Source organism: Bradyrhizobium sp. CCBAU 21365, from assembly GCF_015291305.1.
GTDB classification, from domain to species: Bacteria; Pseudomonadota; Alphaproteobacteria; order Rhizobiales; family Xanthobacteraceae; genus Bradyrhizobium; species Bradyrhizobium elkanii.
In genome coordinates, this window is record NZ_CP030036.1 from 7,616,092 (window position 1) to 7,632,885 (window position 16,794).

Sequence of the window (16,794 nt, forward strand, 5' to 3'; positions counted from 1 at the left end):
GGAAGAGATGTCGGGGATGCTGGTCGGTGAATTGATCCTCTGGCTCATCGTCGCAATCGTCGCGATCGTCATCATCGTCTATGTCGTGAACTGGCTGTATCACCGGTCGTCGAAGGAGGTCTCCTTCGTCCGCACCGGTTTCCTCGGTGAGCGCGTGGTGATCGATGGCGGCGCCTTCGTGCTGCCGTTCATCCACGACTACACGCCGGTCAACATGAACGTGCTGCCGATGGGGATCGTGCGCTCCCGGCAAGACGCGGTGATCACCCGCGACCGGATGCGCGTCGACATCGAGGCAGATTTCTACGTCCGGGTTGAGCCGACCCGCGAGGCGGTCTCGATCGCCGCCGCCACGCTCGGCCGCCGCACCATGGAGCCGCAGCAGCTGCACACCCTGCTCTCCGGCAAGTTCATCTCCGCGATCCGCTCGGTCGCCTCCGAGATGACCATGGAGCAGATGCACGAGCAGCGCGGCGACTATGTCGCGCGCGTCAAGGCCAATGCCGCCGAGGCGCTGGCGCAGAACGGCCTCGAGCTGGAGTCGGTCGCGATCACCGATCTCGACCAGACCGACCTCGAATATTTCAATCCCTCGAACCGCTTCGACGCCGAAGGCCTGACCCGCCTGATGGAGGACATCGAGGCCAAGCGCAAGCTGCGCAACGACATCGAGCAGGACTCGATGATCAAGATCCGCTCCCGCAATCTCGAGGCTGAGCGGCAGGCGCTGGAGATCGAGCGCGAGAGCGAAACCGCCCGTCTCGAGCAGGAACGCGATATCGAGATGCGCCGTGCCCTGCAGCGTACCGAAGTCGCCCGCGAGCGCGCCTTGCGCGAGACCGAGTCGGAGCAGGCCCAGATTGCGGCGCGCGAAGCCATCGAGAAGGCGCGCATCGCCAACGAGCAGGCGATCACCGAGGCCCGGATCGCCTCGGAGCGCGAGACCCGGCACAAGGAGATCGAGCGGACGCGGGCGGTCGAAGAGAAGGAGCTGCTGGCCCGCGAGGAGATCGAGAAGGTCCGGATCGCCAACCAGCGCTCGGTCGACACCACCCGCATCGCCTCCGAGCGCGAGGTGCGCCAGCGCGAGATCGAGCGGATGCGGACCGTCGAGGAGGCCGAGATCGCCGCCCGCGAGGCGATCGAGAAGGCCCGCATCCAGCAGGATCGCGTCGTCACCGATGCCCGCATCGCCAATGAGGAGGAGACCCGGCGCCGCGAGATCGAGCGCACCCGCGCGGTCGACGAGGCCGAGATCGCGGCCCGCGAGGCCACCGAGAAGGCGCGGATCGCCCAGACCATGACGGTCAATGTCGAGCGCATCTCCTCGGACGAGCGCACCCGCGCGCTGGAGATCCAGCAGGTCCGCACCATCCAGGAAGCCGAGATCGAAGCGCAGAAGGCGGTCGAGGCCGCCCGGATCGCCCGCGAGAAGATGCTGGCCGCCGAACGCATCGCCGCCGACCACACCACGCGCAAGCTCGAGATCGAGCGCAACCAGGCGGTCGAGATCGCCGGGATCAGTGCCCGCGAAGCCACCGAAGCGTCGCGGATCGCCCAGGAAGAGCACGTCCGGGCGCTCGAAATCGCGCGCACCCGTGCGATCGAGGAAGCCGATATCGCCTCCCGCGAGGCGATCGAGGCGGCGCGCATCTCGCAGGAGAAGTCGGTCGCCGCGCAGCGCATCCGCGCCGAGCGCGAGACCCGCGCGCTCGAGATCGAGCGCACCGGGGCGATCGAGGCCGCCGAGCTGAAGCGCCGCGACACGGTCGAGCGCCAGCGCATCGATGTCGAGCTGACGCTGGAGAGCGAGCGGATCGCCTCCTCCAGGACCCGCGAGGTGCTCAACATCGACCAGAAGAAGGCGATCGAGCTCGCCGACGAGGAGCGCGTGATCGCGCTCGCCGCCAAGCGCTCCGAGCGGATCGATGCCGACCGGCAGGTCCGGCAGGCCGAGATTGTGGCGCGCAAGGACATCGACACCACCGACGTCTCGCGCGAACAGGCGCTGGAGGCGGCCCGCATCGAGCGGCGCCGTGCGATCGAGCAGCTCGAGGTCGCCCGCAACCAGTCGCTGCAGGAGGCCGAGATCGTCGCCCGCGAGGAGGTCGAGCGCGCCCGCATCGCCTCCGACCGTGGCCTCGACGAGGCCCGGATCGGCCGGGAGCGCGAGCTGCGCAAGCTCGAGGTCAACCGCGAGAAGGATGTCGAGACCGCGCTGATGGAAAAGGCCATTGCGCTGCATCAGAAATCGCTGGAGGAATCCGCGGCGCGCGCCGCCGCCGAGGACGCCCGGATCCGCGCGACCGAAGCGGCCGAGCGCGTCGTCACCGCGCGCGAAAGCGAGATCGCCAAGCGGCGAAAGACGGTCGAGGTGCTGCTGGCCGAGAAGCAGGCCGAGGAGACACGGATCGCCGCGGAAGCCGAACGCGTTCGCGCCGCTGTCGAGGCCGAGGCCCAGCGCCTGCTCAACGAAGCCGAGAACGTGCTCACCGACCAGGCGCGCTACTCGCTGTTCCGCCGCAAGCTGCTCGACCGCATCGAAGGCATCGTGCGCGAGAGCGTCAAGCCGATGGAGAAGATCGAAGGCATCCGCATCCTCCAGGTCGACGGCCTCAACGGCAATGGCCATGGCAACGGCACCGGCCGCAGCGCCACCGACGAGGTGATCGACTCGGCGCTGCGCTACCGCGTGCAGGCGCCGCTGATCGACTCGATCCTGTCGGACATCGGCGTCGAGGGCGGCAGCCTCGCCAAGATGCCCGGCCTGATCCGCGAAGCCCGAGACATGCAAGGCATCAAGGACTCCGCGCGCAAGAGCGGCGGCGACGCCAAGCCGGCCGCGCCCGAGGGCGGCGGCGAGCCGGCGCGCCCTGAGCGCACGCCGCGCAAGAAGGACTGAGCTGACGCCATGGCACGGGTTTACGTCTCCACCGTCGTCAACGCCCGCAACGACCGGGTCTGGGCCCGCGTCCGCGATTTCAACGGGCTGCCGAACTGGCATCCCGCGATCGCGGAAAGCCGGATCGAGGGCGGCGAGCCCTCCGACAAGATCGGCTGCGTCAGGGATTTCCGGCTGCGCAACGGCGATCGCATCCGCGAGAAGCTGCTCGGGCTGTCCGACTACGACATGTTCTGCACCTATTCGATCCTGGAATCGCCGATGGGTGTCGAGAACTATGTCGCGACGTTGCGGCTCACGCCGGTCACCGACGGCGACCAGACCTTCCTGGAATGGACCGCCGAATTCGACTGCGCGCCGGAACGCGAGGCGGAGCTCGTCAACAATATCGGCGGCGGCGTGTTCCAGGGCGGCTTCGACGCGCTGAAGCGGGCGTTCGGGGGATAGGCCGTGCCGCATATCGTCAAAAGCACGATTCTGGATGCACCGACCGATGCGGTGTGGGCCGTGCTGCGCGATTTCAACGGTCATGACCGATGGCATCCTGCGGTCGCAACCAGCGGCATCGAGCGCGCACAGCCGTCCGACAAGATCGGCTGCGTCAGGCGCTTCAAGCTGAAGGACGGCGCCGAGCTGCGCGAGCAATTGCTGGCGCTGTCCGATCTTGAGCAATCGTTCAGCTACTGCCTGCTCGATACGCCGATCCCGATGTTCAACTACGTGGCGCATGTCCACCTGCTGCCGGTCACCGACGGCGACCGCACCTTCTGGCATTGGGAGTCGCGCTTCACGACGCGGACCGAAGATAGCAAGCGCATCACGCAGATGGTTTCGGAAGACATCTACCAGGCCGGCTTCGATGCCATCCGCCGGCATCTGAAGGAGGCCGCGTAAGCGGAAGGACATCATGCCAATCACGGTGAAGACCTTCACCAACACCCACGACGCCGCGGCGGCGCTGTCCTCGGATCGCAGCGCCCGCTATCTCGGCGGCGGCACGCTGGTGATGCGAGCGCTGAACGAGGGCGACATCTCGATCTCGACCGTCGTCCGCGCCAGCGACCATGCGATGACACGGATCGATGCCACGGGCTCGCGCATCACGCTGGGTGCCGGCGTCACCTTCGCGCGCGTCCTGGCCGACCGCGACCTCGCCTTCCTGCACGCGCCTGCTCGCTCGATCGGCGGACCGGCGGTGCGCAACATGGGTACCGTCGGCGGCAATCTGTTCGCGCCGGTGCCGTATGGCGACTTCACGGTCGCGATGCTCGCGCTTGACGCCACGGTGTCGGTGCAGGGCGGCCTCGGTGGGCGCGATATCCCGATCGAGGAGTTCCTGCAATCGCGCGACCGGCAGGCCGGATCGCTGGTGCTGGCGATCTCCTTTGCCAGGCCCGGCAGCACTGAGGCCTTCCGCTACCGCAAGATCGCGCGGATCAAGCCCAAGGGCGGCGCGGTGGTCACGCTCGCAGCGCACCTGCCGGTCAACGGCAGCCGCATCGTCGGCGCCCGCGTCGCGCTGGGCTCGATGGCGCCGACGCCGGTCCGCGCCCGCGCCGCCGAGCGCGCGCTGGAAGGCCGCGCGCTCGACGCCTCCACCATCAGCGCGGCCGCTGCGGCAGCGGTCGAAGGAACGTCGCCCGGCGACAATGCGCTCGCCAGCGCCTGGTATCGCCGCGAGATCGTCGGCGTGCATCTCCACCGCCTGTTGTCCGATCAGGAATAAATCGTGATGGCCAAGACTGCCCTTCAATTCCAGCATAACGGCCGTGACGTCGCGATCTTCGTTGACGGCGGCACCAACCTTCTGGTCGCGCTGCGCGAGCTGATCGGCGACATGACGCCCAAGTTCGGCTGCGGCCAGGGCGGCTGCGGTACCTGCAGCGTGCTGATCGACGGCGAATTGCACCTCTCCTGCCTGACGCTCGCCGAGACGGTTGCCGGTCGTTCGGTCGAGACGCTCGACGGCATCAAGGATGGTCCCAATCTGCACCCGCTGCAGCGCGCGTTCGCCGACAATTTTGCCGCGCAGTGCGGCTACTGCACGCCGGGCATGCTGATGGCCGCGAAAGCGCTGCTCGACCGCAATCCGCAGCCGAGCCGCGCCGAGGTCGTCGAGGCGATCTCCGGCAATATCTGCCGCTGCACCGGCTATGAGCCGATCATCAACGCCGTGCTGGCTGCCGCTTCCGGCGGCCGGGCGCGCGCGTAAGGAAACAGTGCCATGCTGGAACTGCGCAAGGACATCTTCGCCGACGAGCGCGACGACAATCTGAAGGAGATCGGCAAAGGCACGCAGCGCCAGGACATGCTCGGCCATGTCACCGGCACCTCACCCTATTTCGACGACCACAAGCTGCAGGGCATGCTGCATTTGAAGGTGGTGCGCAGCGCGCATCCCCATGCAAGACTCCGCCGCATCGACACCTCCGAGGCCGAGCGGTCGCCGGGGGTCCGTCGCGTGATCCGTGCCTCCGACGTGCCGCGCAACCTGAACACGCTGCTCAGCCTGATCAATTTCGGCAAGGACGACGAGCCGTCGCTCGCGGTCGACAAGGTGCGCTACAAGGGCGAGCCGATCGTCGCGATCGTCGCCGACAGCCCGCGCGAGGCCTTTGAGGCGATTGCCAAGGTCAAGATCGACTATGAGCCGCTGCCGGCGGTGTTCGATGTCGAGGAGGCGCTGAAGCCGGGTGCGCCCGTGGTCAACGAGGTCTATCCGAAGAACACCTTCACCTATCACGAGACCTATGACCACCAGCAGCTGCGCTTCGGCGATGCCGACCGCGCGCTTGCGACGGCCGACCATGTGCTGGAACAGCGCTACCAGATGTCGCCGATCGAGCACGCGCCGACCGAGACCAATGGCTCGATCGCAGCGCCCGATACCAACGGCCGCTACATCGTCTACACCTCGACGCAGGCGCTGTTCTTCTCGGTCGACACCTGCGCGAAGATCCTCGACGTGCCGTCCAACACCTTCCACTTCATCGGCGGCACCGTCGGTGGCGGGTTCGGCGGCAAGGTCGATACCCTGACCGAGCCGCTCTGCATCCTCGGCGCGATGCTGACCGGTCGCCCGGTGCGCTATGTGTTCGGGCGCGAGGAGGAAATGCAGTACGGCCCGCCGCGCGGCGCCGAGCGCATCTACATCAAGGACGGCGTGATGCGCGACGGCCGCATCGTTGCCCGCAAGGTGCGCGCCTATTTCGACAGCGGCGCCTATACGCGGCTGTCGAGCTATGCGGCGGTGAAATGCGCCGCCCATCTGCCCGGTCCCTACACGATCCCGAACGTCCATGGCGACGTTTATTGCGTCTTCACCAACCGCACGCCCGCGACCGCAATGCGCGGCTTCGGCGTCACGGCGATGGATTTCGCCATCGAATGCCAGATGGACAAGCTCGCCCATCTCGTCGGCATGGACCCGATGGAGTTCCGGATCCTCAATGCGTATCGCGACGGCGACATGAAAGCGCACCGCCGCGAGGCCAAGAACACGGCGCTGATCGAATGCGTGCAGGTCGCCGCGGAGAAAGCCAAGTGGCCGCTCCGCGAGGACTTCAAGCGGATGTCGTCGCGCAAGGATGGCGGCGGCGCCCGCGCCGCCGTGACGCCGACCCCGCGCGAGCCGCATGCGCGACCGGCCGCACCGTCCCAGCAACGCACGACCTATGACCGCGCGCCGGCCGCGACCCGCGAGCCGCCGCCACCGCCGCCCTCTTCGCCGCCACCGTCCTCTCCGCCGCCGCGGCCGGCCGCGCCGTCGCATGGCGCCACCCGCTTCTCTTCCGTCTTCGGCACCAGGAGGCGCTGACCATGACCCGGCATCGTGGGCGCGGCATCGCGTCGGTCAATTATCCCATCGGCATGAATCTTGGCGGCGATCCGAGCCAGGCGCTGGTGCATTCCAACCCCAGCGGCAAGTTCACCGTGGCGCTGTCGTCGATTGATCTCGGCCAGGGCATGAAGTCGGTGACGCGGCAGATCTGCGCCGAGACGCTCGGCGTGCCGGTCGAGGACGTCTATGTCGACACCGCGGATTCCGACACCGGCCCGCACTGCATGGGCTCGTTCGCCTCGCGCGGCACACATCGCGTCGGCAACGCCGTGATGGCGGCGGCGCGCGAGGCGCGCGGGGTGATGATGGAGGCGGCCGCCGAGGAGCTGGAGGTGAATGCCGCCGACCTCGAGACCGACGGCCGCGGCAACATCCACGTCAAGGGCGCGCCGCATCGCTCGATCTCGACCAAGGACGTCGCGATCGCCGCGCAGTTCAAGCAGGGCAAGACGATCTCCGGCCGCGGCATCTTCCTGGTGCCGCTGTCCGACGTCGATCCCGAGACCGGCGAGATGTCGCCGGCGACATGCTACGCGCATGCCTGCCTCGTCGCCGAGGTCGAGGTCGACGACGAGACCGGCGAGGTCGACATGGTCCGGATGGACTCCGCCTATGAGCTCGGCCGCGCGCTCAATCCGCGGCTGGTCGAGCAGCAGCTGGTCGGCGGCGCCTGGATGGGCGTCAGCCACGCGCTCTACGAGACGCCGGAGCCCTATTATCCGGAGCCGGTGCACGGTCCGCGCGACTTCGTCGAATATCTGATGCCGGGTCCGGGCGACATCTGCCCGCACGACATCGCGGTGCTGGAACGCCCGGCGCCCGACGGTCCGTTCGGCGCCAAGGGACCGGGCGAGATGTGCGCCAATCCGGTGCTGCCTGCGATCGCCAACGCGATCTTCAACGCGGTCGGGGTACGGATCGACGATCTGCCGATCACGCCGGAGAAGGTGCTGCGCGCGATCAAGGCGCAGGGCGGCGCGCGGCCGCAGCCGCGGCGCTGAGGTCTCGCCATGCCGATCCGCAGCAACATCGTCGGCATCGACAGCCCCGAAGCGCTCGAGAGGGCGCTGCGCGCGGCCTATTACCTCGCCGACGACGGCATCGCGACGGCATCTTATCTCTCGCTGGCGCTCGGCAAGCCGCTGCTGCTCGAGGGCGCGCCGGGTGTCGGCAAGACCGAGGCCGCGAAAGCGATCGCCGCCGTGCTCGGCCGCAGGCTGATCCGCTTGCAATGCTATGAGGGCATCGACGCAGCCGCTGCGCTCTACGAATGGAACTACCCGCGCCAGATGCTGGCGATCCGGCAGGCCGGCGAAGAGAGCATCGACATCTATGGCGATGCCTTCCTGATCGAACGGCCGATGCTGGCCGCGCTGCGCGCGCCCGACGCGACCGTGCTGCTGATCGACGAAATCGACCGCGCCGATCAGGAGTTCGAGGCCTTCCTGCTCGAATTCCTCTCCGACTTCCAGATCTCTATCCCCGAGCGCGGCACGGTGCGCGCTGCCGAACATCCCGTCGTGGTGCTGACCTCGAACCGGACGCGCGATCTGCACGAGGCGCTGCGGCGGCGCTGCGTCTATCACTGGATCGATTATCCGAATGCCGAGCGCGAGGCGCGGATCGTGATGATGCGGGCGTCCAGCGTCGCCGAGGCCACCGCCCGCGCGGTGGTCGCCGCGGTCGGCCGGCTGCGCCGCGAGCCGCTGAGCAAGGCGCCCGGGATCGCCGAGGCGGTCGACTGGGCGGAGGCCGCGACCTTGCTCAACAAGGGCGGCGCGCGCTGGCCGGACGCGTTCAAGCGTTCGATCGGCGTCGCGCTGAAGGATGAGGAGGACCTGCATTTCATCTCACCCCGGCTCGATGCGATCATCGCGGAGGCGGCCGCGTGAGCGACGACCTGCAGCTGCCGCGCGCCGCGCGGATATTTGTCTCGTTCGTCGCTCTGCTGCGCGCCAACGGCTTCGCGGTCGCGCCGGAGCAGACGACGAGCTTCCTCGCGGCGATCGAGTTGCTCGGGCCGCGCAGCCTCGAGCACGTCCGCCTGGCCGGGCTAGCGACGCTGGCGCCACCGCCGGAACGCCGTGCGACGTATGACCGGCTGTTCGACATCCATTTTCGCGGCGCCGAGGCGATCGAACAGGCCGAAGGCGAGGACGAGGAGACCGTCCGCCTGCAGGAGGAAGGCCGCGGCGAGGACGAGCCGCCGCTCGCCGACGAGGCCAATGAGTCCGGCCTCGCCGCGGCGCGCGCCGAGGCATTGGTCGAGCGCCGCTTTGCACAGGCGGCGACCAGCGATCCGCTGCGAAAACTGTCGCGCGAGGCGGCACGGCGGCTGCCGCGACGGCGCGGCCACCGGCGCCGTCGCGCACGGAGTGGCCCGTTCGCCGATCTGCGCCGCACGCTACGCGACAGCGTGCGCAATGACGGCGAGGTGCTGCGGCTCGGGCGGATGCGCCGCCGCCAGCGTCCGCGCAAGATCCTGTTCCTGATCGACGTCTCCGGCTCGATGAAGGCGCGCACCGAGGAGAACATGAAGCTCGCGCATGTGCTGGTGCAGGCGGCCGGCAATGTCGAGGTCTTCACCTTCGGCACAAGGCTGACCCGCGTCACGCCGGCGCTGCGGCTGAAGCGGCGCGAGCAGGCGCTGAACGCGGCCTCCTTCCTGGTCAGCGACTGGGATGGCGGCACAAGGATCGGCGACGCGTTGCAGGCCTTCCTCGCGGTGCCGCGGTTCGGCGGGTATGCCCGCGGCGCCGCGGTCGTGATCGTCTCCGATGGCCTCGAGCGCGGCGACCCGGCGGCACTGCGCGATGCGGTCGCCAAGCTGTCGCGGCGGGCCTGGCGCGTCAGCTGGCTGACGCCGCTCGCAACCTCGCCCGGCTTCACGCCGCAAACCGAGGCGCTGATCGCGATCCAGCGCTTCGTCGACGATCTCGTGGACGGCGGATCCAGCGCGGCTGTTGTCGCGCATCTGCTGTCGCTTGGAACAAGGAGAGCTGCGTGACTGGTATTGTCGACGGACATCATCACATCTGGCGTCAGGCCGACCTCGCCTGGCTGTCCGGCCCGATGCAGCCGCGCATCTTCGGCCCCTACGAGCCGATCCGGCGCGACTATCCAATCGAGGAATATCTCGACGACCTCAAGGGCACCGGCGTCACCCGCTCGGTCTATGTCCAGACCAACTGGCCGAACGGCCAGTTCGAGGACGAGGCGGCCTGGGTGCAGCAGACCGCGGACGCGCACGGCTGGCCGCACGCTCTCGTCGCCTATGCCGATTTCTCGGTCGCCGACGTCCGGCCGCAGTTCGATCGGTTGAAGCGCTATCCGCTGGTGCGCGGCGTGCGCATGCAGCTGCACTGGCACGAAAACCCGTTGTACCGCTTCGCCGCCCGTGCCGATCTCTGCACCGATCCCGTGATCCGGCGCAATGTCGGCCATCTCGCCGACTACGGCTGGAGTTTTGACCTGCAGGTGTTCGCGCCGCAGATGGCCGATGCGGCCGGCCTTGCGGAGGCCTGCCCTGACGTGACGTTCATCCTGCAGCATGCCGGCATGCTGGAGGATCTGTCACCGCAGGGCCGCGCCGCCTGGCGCAGCGGGATGACGCGGCTCGCGCGATGTCCGAATGTGGTGTCGAAGCTGTCCGGGCTCGGCACCTTCATCCATCGCAACGATGCCGCGCATATAGCCGGCGTGATGACCGATACCGTCGCGATCTTCGGTGCCGAGCGCTGCCTGTTCGGCTCGAACTTTCCGATCGAGAAGCTGTGGACCAGCTATCGCGATCTCGTCGCCGCTTTCAAGTCGGCAGCCGAGCGGCTCAGCCCCGCACAGCGCGATGCGATCTTCGGCACGACGGCGGCGCGGGTCTATCGGCTGGGGCCGTAGGCGCAGCGCGGGCTCGAACATAACAACGAACACGAATTGGGAGGGAGACAGATGCCGTTGGAGATCAAGATTCTGGACTACGGCGATATCGAGCTGGAATCGAGCTTCCTCGTGCTCGGGCACAATTGCGGCCGCACCCGCCGCGTGCTGACGCTCGGCTTCCTGATCCTCGGCGGCCCCTACCCCGTGCTGGTCGACACCGGCTATCGCTCCAACCAGATCATGGAGACGCTCGGCATGCGCGGGCTACAGTTCCACGAGAACATGATCGAGAACCAGCTCGCCCGCCACGGCGTGCGGATGGGCGACGTCCGCTTCGTCTGCCACACCCATCTGCACATCGACCATGCCGGCAAGGACGACCTGTTCCCGATGAACACCACCGTCGTGCTGAACCGCAAGGAGCTGGAATACTCTGTCTCCGGCCTGATGCACCCGCAGTATCCGGCGCCGGACATCAAGCACCTGATCGACCGCCTGCACACCAAGAGCGCCCTGCGCTTTCTCGACCTCGAGATCACTGGCCCGGTGGAGCTGATGCCGGGCGTCTATTGCGATGCCGCCAACGCCCATACCGAAGGCTCGATGAACATCCATGTTCACACCGCCGACGGAATCGCCACGATCTGCGGCGACGTGATCTATGATTTCAACGACCAGATCGTGAATCCCTTCAATGAAATCCACGACGCCGAGCCGCGCACCACCGGCAATCACGGCACCAGCAAACGCGCCGAGAAGGCCGCGATCAAGAAGCTGCTCTCGAGCTCACGCTATCTGCTGCCGGTGCATGATCGCCCGGCCAAGATCGAGGGCGGCATGGTGGTCGGCCGGCTGCACGACCAGGTACCCGGGCCTGTCGTGCAGAGCCTACCGCAGCGCAACTGGTTCCCGGCGTAGAGGATCGAGGCGATGACGCATGTCACGCTGCGCAGCGAGTTCGAAGGCCTGATCGATCCCTACGCGCCGGTCGGCCAGGTCGGGACCGGCTTTGATTTCACGGAGGGACCGATCTGGCATCCGCTCGATCACTTCCTGCTGTTCTCCGACATGCCCGGCGACGTACGGCGGCGCTGGGATGCGCGGCGCGGCGTCGTCGAGGTCAAGCGGCCGTCGAACAAATGCAACGGCATGACCTATGACGCGGACCTCAATCTGATCGTCTGCGAGCACGCAACGTCGTCGCTGATCCGCGAGCGGCCCGACGGGCGGCGCGAGGTGCTGGCCTCGCATTACGAGAACCAGGAGCTCAACAGTCCGAACGACGTCTGCGTGCATTCCTCCGGCGCGATCTATTTCTCCGATCCATGGTACGGCCGGATGCCGGTCTATGGCGTCGAGCGGCCGCGCCAGCTCGGCTTCCAGGGCGTCTATCGCGTGCCGCCCGGCGGTGGCGCGCCGAAACTGCTGGTCGACCGCTATTTGTTCGAGCAGCCGAACGGGTTGTGCTTCTCGCCCGACGAGCACATCCTCTATGTCAACGACACCGTGCAGGCGCTGATCCGCGCCTTCGACGTCAGCGCCGACGGCTCGCTTGCCAATCCGCGCGTGTTCGCCTCCGGCATCCGCTCCGAGCTCGAGCCCGGCCTGCCCGACGGCATGAAGTGCGACCAGCGCGGCAATGTCTGGGTCACCGCGCCCGGCGGCGTCTGGGTCTATTCACCCGGCGGCGACCTGCTCGGCAAGGTCCGCCTGCCGGAGCTCGTCGCCAACCTCGCCTGGGGCGGCGCCGACTTCCGCACGCTCTATCTGACCGCCACCCATTCGGTCTATGCGATCCCGACCAAGGTCGGTCCGCGCCATGAGCCCTATATGAGCGGCAAGCGCGGCGGCGCGAGTGCCACATCGTCTCCGCCTGCGCCGAACCTGACCGCCGGCGAGATGCAGCTCGATCCGCAACGCTGCGCGATGATCATCCAGGACATGCAGAACGACGTCATCATGGACGGCGGCGCGTTCGCCGAGTCCGGTGCGCCCGCGCACGCCCGCCAGCAGCATGTCGTCGACAATGTCCGTCGTGTGGCGGAGGCTGCGCGAGCGTGCGGCGTCGCCATCATCCATGTCTGGTTCGTCGTCGAACCGGGCGCGCCCGGCGTCACCTTGAACGCGCCGCTGTTCGAGGGGCTGGTCGACAGGAAGGCGATGGTGCGCGGCAGCTGGGGCGCGGCACCGGTTTCGGGACTCGAGCCGCGCCCGGGCGACTTCGTGGTCGAGAAGATGCGGATGAGCGCCTGGGAAGGCACGCGGCTTGAGACCATCCTGAAGGCGATCGGCCGCGACATGATCATCAACACCGGAGCCTGGACCAACATGTCGGTGGAGCACACAGCGCGCACCGGCGCCGACAAGGGCTATTTCATGATCGTGCCGGAGGATTGCTGCTCGACCATGAATGCCGACTGGCACAACGCCGCGATCAACTTCGCACTCCAGAACGTCTCCGTCGTGACCAACGCCGACACCGTGATCAAGGCGCTCGGCTAGGGAGGCGCGGTGTCGAAGCTGCTGCATCTTAACTGCTCACCGCGCGCCGATTCGGAATCGGCGGCCGGCGCGCGTGTCTTTCTCGATCGCTTCCGTCAGGCGCGGCCGGACTGGGAGATCGACGGGATGAACCTCTGGCGCGAGCCGCTGCCGGAATTCGAGGGTTATCTGCTCGAGGCCAAATACGCCCGGATCGGCGGCAAGAGCTTCACCAATTCGCAGCACGACGCCTTCGCAATCGCCGAGCGCCTCGCGCTGCGGCTGTCGCTGGCCGATCGTGTGCTGATCTCAACGCCGATGTGGAACTTCGGCATTCCCTACAAGCTCAAGCAGTGGCTCGACGTCATCATCCAGGCCGGGCTGGCCTTCCGCTTCGACCCGACGCAGGGCTATCTGCCGCTGCTCAAGGACCGCCCGACGATCGTGATCCTCGCAAGCGGCAGCGACTTCGTCACCGGCATGAACCGCGGCCGCATCGACATGGCAACACCCTATCTGCGCGAAGCGCTGCGCTTCATCGGCATCAGCGACGTGCGCTTCGTGCCGATCGGCCCGACCACCGGGCCCACCGAGCCGATCCGCGCCGCCCGCGAGGCGGCGCACCGTCGGCTTGCGGAGATGGCAGTGAGGTTTTGAGCCGCAAATAATGATGTCGTCCCTGCGAAGGCAGGGACCCATAGCCACAGGGTTGTATCGTCGGAGTGAGCTGTGGCTCAGCGCCGCAAGGCAATTCGCATTGGTGGTTATGGGTCCCGGGTCGCGCTTCGCTTGCCCGGGACGACATCAAGTTTGTTGCCCGGCCGGCGGACGTACATCCGCATTCTCGCGACAGCGCTACCCCACCCTACGTTTCCGCCGCGGGAAAGACCAGCCTGCACAACAATCCCGGCGCGTTGTCGCGCAACTCGATCCGCGCGCCGTGCAGGCTCGCGACGGCCGCAACCAGGCTGAGGCCGAGGCCGTTGCCGGGCGTGTAGCGGCTCTGCTCGAGCCGGTAGAACCGCTTGAAGACGCGGTCGTGCTGGTCCGCGGGAATGCCCGGGCCGTCATCGGCGATCGAAATCACCGCGCCTCGCTCGTCGTTGTCGCAAGTCACCGTCACCCGTCCGCCCGGGCGGCCGTGCTTGATGGCGTTGTCGACGAGATTGGCGATGGCGTCGAACAGCAGGTCGCGGTCTCCGGTGACCAGCACCGCCTGATCGCCGGCAAGATCGAGGCGCGTGGTCACCTGTTCGGCGGCGGCGTCGTAGAGTTCGACCACCTCGCCCGCAATCTCGACGAGATTGACGGTGCGGAACGCACCCTTGCGGGCTCGCGTCTCGATCTCGGAAATCCGCGTGATCGACGCGAACATCCCGAGCACCGCGTCGAGATCGGCGATGGTGTCGCCGATCAGCGCGGCATCGCCCTCCCCGCTCCGCGGGGCGTGATAGGCTTTCTCGAGCCGGCCGCGCATCCGGGTCAGTGGCGTGCGCAGGTCGTGGGCGATATTTTCGCTGACCTGCTTGACGTCCCCCATCAGGGTCTGGATCCGGTCCAGCATCAGATTGAGATTCTCGGCGACGCGATCCCATTCGTCATGGCTGCCGCGGAGCGGGATGCGCTGGTCGAGACCGGAGAGCATGATGGCGCGACTGGTCGCATTGATCGACTCGATCCGGCCGACCGTTCGCCGCGTGACGCCGATGCTGGCAGCAGCCGCAAGCCCGATGATCAGCACGACGACGGCAATGCCGGCGGCCCTGATCTGCGCCATGAAGCCGTCGAGATCGCTGATGTCGCGGCCGACCAGCAGCCGATCGCCGTTTGACAGCGTCTCCGTCACGCCGCGCAGCAGGGAGGTTCCCGAGGAGAGCTGCGGCAGGGCGGCACGAAATTCGGCCCATCCCTTCTCGGCAGCGCCCGCCGGCCACTGCCTGAGATTTCCCGCCAGCACGGTCGATCCGGGGCCGACCAGCAAATACACATGATCGGCAAAGCCCTTGTCCGCGACGCGTTGTGCGATCAACGCAGTCAGGCCATCGCGCCCGGACCGCGCATAGGCGTCAGCCAGGCTCGCCTGCTCGGTCATGATCGCACGGTCGGACCTGTCGCGCACATAGGACAACGTCGACCAGTAGACATAGGCGAAGATCGCGCAGACGATCAGGCCGAAGGCCCCGATGGCGATCAACGCCAGGCGGAACGTCGACGACTTGAAGGTCTTAGCCAGGAGCACGGAGGCAGTATCCGATGCCGCGGATCGTGTGGATCAGCGGGTAGGCTTGCTGGTCGTCGACCTTGCGGCGCAAACGCCCGACATAGACGTCGATGATGTTGGTCGAGGGATCGAAGTGCAGGTCCCACACATGCCGCAGCAACATGGCGCGCGACACCACGCGGCCTTCGTTGCGCGCGAGGTATTCGAGCAGCTGGAATTCCTTCGGCAGCAGCGGAATCTTGCGACCGCGGCGGCTCGCCGTGCGCGAAATCAGATCGATCGCGAGATCGCCGACCCGCAGGATGGTCTCCTTGGCAACGGTCTCGCTGCGGCGGCCGAGCGCCTCCAGCCGCGCCAGCAGTTCGACGAAGGAGAACGGCTTGACCAGATAGTCGTCGCCGCCGGCGCGCAAGCCCCGCACCCGGTCGTCGATTTCGCCGAGCGCACTGATGATCAGGAACGGCACTGCGATGCCGCCGTCGCGCATCTGACGCATCACCGTGATGCCGTCGATATCGGGCAGCATGCGATCGATGGTGATCACGGCATAGTCGCGCGCCGCACCCTGGCTCAGCGCCTCGCGGCCGTTGGCTGCCAGATCCACATCATAACCGCTGGTGGTGAGCTCCTCGACGAGCTGATCCGCGGTTTCGGGATCGTCCTCGACGACGAGAATGCGGCGGTGAGCACCGGTCATATTCCTGAACTCTCCGAGCTGTGTTGAACTCTCCGAGTTCTCAAACTCTCCGAGCGGCCGCCCCGCGACGATCGCCGCCAGACTATCCCATTCCGGGGCAGGATGGAACGTCTGGCGACGACCGCGACAACGGTGCGGTTGGTTGGGCGATCACCAATAGTCCCCGCACACATTGACCCATTGCAGACCGTAAGCCGTCCATACCCTGCGGTAGCAGCCGTAGTCATAGCCGGCATAGAGATACGGCGCGCCGAAGAACGCGAAGCGATGGAAGCGGTGATGGCGGAAGAAGCCGCCATGATGGAAGAAGCGCGAACCGCGGAATCCGGCGCCGGCAAACCGCGGACCGATTGCCGGTGCACCGACGAAGCGGGGACCACCAACGTGCCCGCCAGCGAAATGCCCGCCGCCGCCGCCCATGGCGGCGAACGCCGCGCCGCCACCACGCATCCCGCCGCCGAAACCACCGCCATGCATGCCGCCGCCAAAGCCGCCACCATGCATGCCGCCACCCATGGCACCCATGGCACCACCGTGGCCGCCACCGAAGCCACCTCCGCCATGTCCGCCACCACCACCGCCGCCTCTGGCGAGGGCAGCGGGTGCAAGCGCAACGCTGACAGCGAGCGTCGCTGCCGTGAGACACGTGAGAAGCCTGTTCTTCATGAAACCCTCCCTGATTGGGACCGCGGCAAACTCGTATCGCCGCACGCGAGCATGATCAGAAGACGCAAGCCGATGCCCGACTTCAACTGACAAATGCGCCAGATTCTGAC

16 protein-coding genes are annotated in these 16,794 nt (G+C 67.3%); 13 read left to right on the forward strand and 3 right to left on the reverse strand.

The window, feature by feature from the left end:
* The first annotated feature begins 7 nt into the window (after positions 1 to 7).
* From XI02_RS35750 to XI02_RS35810, 13 genes are read left to right on the forward strand one after another with little or no spacing between them, the layout of a single operon-like run.
* Entirely contained in the window at positions 8 to 2,902 is a 2,895-nt protein-coding gene (locus XI02_RS35750) for a flotillin family protein (protein WP_172647029.1), read from the forward strand.
* Positions 2,903 to 2,911: 9 nt separating this feature from the next.
* Complete coding sequence (locus XI02_RS35755; RefSeq protein ID WP_016847814.1) at positions 2,912 to 3,349, forward strand: SRPBCC family protein; 438 nt, start codon at positions 2,912 to 2,914, stop codon at positions 3,347 to 3,349.
* Positions 3,350 to 3,352: 3 nt separating this feature from the next.
* Positions 3,353 to 3,796 (forward strand): SRPBCC family protein, encoded by a 444-nt coding sequence (locus XI02_RS35760; protein WP_016847815.1) that lies wholly within the window; start codon positions 3,353 to 3,355, stop codon positions 3,794 to 3,796.
* A 13-nt stretch (positions 3,797 to 3,809) separates the two neighbouring features.
* Positions 3,810 to 4,628, forward strand: coding sequence for a xanthine dehydrogenase family protein subunit M (locus XI02_RS35765; RefSeq protein WP_018273432.1), 819 nt, complete (start codon positions 3,810 to 3,812; stop codon positions 4,626 to 4,628).
* A 6-nt stretch (positions 4,629 to 4,634) separates the two neighbouring features.
* Positions 4,635 to 5,114 carry a (2Fe-2S)-binding protein gene (locus tag XI02_RS35770; RefSeq protein ID WP_018273433.1) on the forward strand — a complete coding sequence of 160 codons (480 nt, stop codon included), beginning with the start codon at positions 4,635 to 4,637 and terminating at the stop codon, positions 5,112 to 5,114.
* Positions 5,115 to 5,126: 12 nt separating this feature from the next.
* Complete coding sequence (locus XI02_RS35775) at positions 5,127 to 6,719, forward strand: xanthine dehydrogenase family protein molybdopterin-binding subunit (protein ID WP_172647028.1); 1,593 nt, start codon at positions 5,127 to 5,129, stop codon at positions 6,717 to 6,719.
* 2 nt (positions 6,720 to 6,721) lie between these two features.
* Positions 6,722 to 7,744 carry a xanthine dehydrogenase family protein molybdopterin-binding subunit gene (locus XI02_RS35780; RefSeq protein ID WP_018273435.1) on the forward strand — a complete coding sequence of 341 codons (1,023 nt, stop codon included), beginning with the start codon at positions 6,722 to 6,724 and terminating at the stop codon, positions 7,742 to 7,744.
* Between the two features lie 9 nt (positions 7,745 to 7,753).
* Positions 7,754 to 8,635, forward strand: a complete 882-nt coding sequence (locus XI02_RS35785) for a MoxR family ATPase (RefSeq protein ID WP_172647027.1) — start codon at positions 7,754 to 7,756, stop codon at positions 8,633 to 8,635.
* Positions 8,632 to 9,750, forward strand: a complete 1,119-nt coding sequence (locus XI02_RS35790; RefSeq protein ID WP_018273436.1) for a VWA domain-containing protein — start codon at positions 8,632 to 8,634, stop codon at positions 9,748 to 9,750. Before XI02_RS35785 ends, XI02_RS35790 begins: the two co-directional genes overlap by 4 nt.
* Positions 9,747 to 10,637, forward strand: a complete 891-nt coding sequence (locus XI02_RS35795; protein ID WP_172647026.1) for an amidohydrolase — start codon at positions 9,747 to 9,749, stop codon at positions 10,635 to 10,637. Before XI02_RS35790 ends, XI02_RS35795 begins: the two co-directional genes overlap by 4 nt.
* A gap of 51 nt (positions 10,638 to 10,688) precedes the next feature.
* Complete coding sequence (locus XI02_RS35800) at positions 10,689 to 11,537, forward strand: MBL fold metallo-hydrolase (protein ID WP_026193286.1); 849 nt, start codon at positions 10,689 to 10,691, stop codon at positions 11,535 to 11,537.
* A gap of 12 nt (positions 11,538 to 11,549) precedes the next feature.
* Positions 11,550 to 13,121, forward strand: coding sequence for an isochorismatase family protein (locus tag XI02_RS35805; RefSeq protein ID WP_172647025.1), 1,572 nt, complete (start codon positions 11,550 to 11,552; stop codon positions 13,119 to 13,121).
* 9 nt (positions 13,122 to 13,130) lie between these two features.
* Positions 13,131 to 13,757: an FMN-dependent NADH-azoreductase gene (locus XI02_RS35810; RefSeq protein WP_172647024.1), complete on the forward strand. Its 627-nt coding sequence runs from the start codon at positions 13,131 to 13,133 to the stop codon at positions 13,755 to 13,757.
* Positions 13,758 to 13,965: 208 nt separating this feature from the next.
* Here the strand turns inward: XI02_RS35810 and XI02_RS35815 are convergent, their stop codons facing one another.
* The 3 genes from XI02_RS35815 to XI02_RS35825 form a co-directional block, all read right to left on the reverse strand.
* Positions 13,966 to 15,057 carry a sensor histidine kinase gene (locus XI02_RS35815; protein ID WP_370143889.1) on the reverse strand — a complete coding sequence of 364 codons (1,092 nt, stop codon included), beginning with the start codon at positions 15,055 to 15,057 and terminating at the stop codon, positions 13,966 to 13,968.
* A 268-nt stretch (positions 15,058 to 15,325) separates the two neighbouring features.
* Positions 15,326 to 16,018, reverse strand: a complete 693-nt coding sequence (locus tag XI02_RS35820) for a response regulator transcription factor (protein WP_028338477.1) — start codon at positions 16,016 to 16,018, stop codon at positions 15,326 to 15,328.
* A 150-nt stretch (positions 16,019 to 16,168) separates the two neighbouring features.
* Positions 16,169 to 16,684, reverse strand: coding sequence for a hypothetical protein (locus tag XI02_RS35825; RefSeq protein ID WP_194483263.1), 516 nt, complete (start codon positions 16,682 to 16,684; stop codon positions 16,169 to 16,171).
* Between the last annotated feature and the right edge of the window lie 110 nt (positions 16,685 to 16,794).

Coding starts and splice junctions, on each gene's coding strand:
- XI02_RS35750 (WP_172647029.1), top strand. CDS start 8: ATGTCGGGGATGCTGGTCGGTGAATTGATCCTCTGGCTCATCGTCGCA.
- XI02_RS35755 (WP_016847814.1), top strand. CDS start 2,912: ATGGCACGGGTTTACGTCTCCACCGTCGTCAACGCCCGCAACGACCGG.
- XI02_RS35765 (WP_018273432.1), top strand. CDS start 3,810: ATGCCAATCACGGTGAAGACCTTCACCAACACCCACGACGCCGCGGCG.
- XI02_RS35770 (WP_018273433.1), top strand. CDS start 4,635: ATGGCCAAGACTGCCCTTCAATTCCAGCATAACGGCCGTGACGTCGCG.
- XI02_RS35775 (WP_172647028.1), top strand. CDS start 5,127: ATGCTGGAACTGCGCAAGGACATCTTCGCCGACGAGCGCGACGACAAT.
- XI02_RS35780 (WP_018273435.1), top strand. CDS start 6,722: ATGACCCGGCATCGTGGGCGCGGCATCGCGTCGGTCAATTATCCCATC.
- XI02_RS35785 (WP_172647027.1), top strand. CDS start 7,754: ATGCCGATCCGCAGCAACATCGTCGGCATCGACAGCCCCGAAGCGCTC.
- XI02_RS35800 (WP_026193286.1), top strand. CDS start 10,689: ATGCCGTTGGAGATCAAGATTCTGGACTACGGCGATATCGAGCTGGAA.
- XI02_RS35805 (WP_172647025.1), top strand. CDS start 11,550: ATGACGCATGTCACGCTGCGCAGCGAGTTCGAAGGCCTGATCGATCCC.
- XI02_RS35820 (WP_028338477.1), bottom strand. CDS start 16,018: ATGACCGGTGCTCACCGCCGCATTCTCGTCGTCGAGGACGATCCCGAA.
- XI02_RS35825 (WP_194483263.1), bottom strand. CDS start 16,684: ATGAAGAACAGGCTTCTCACGTGTCTCACGGCAGCGACGCTCGCTGTC.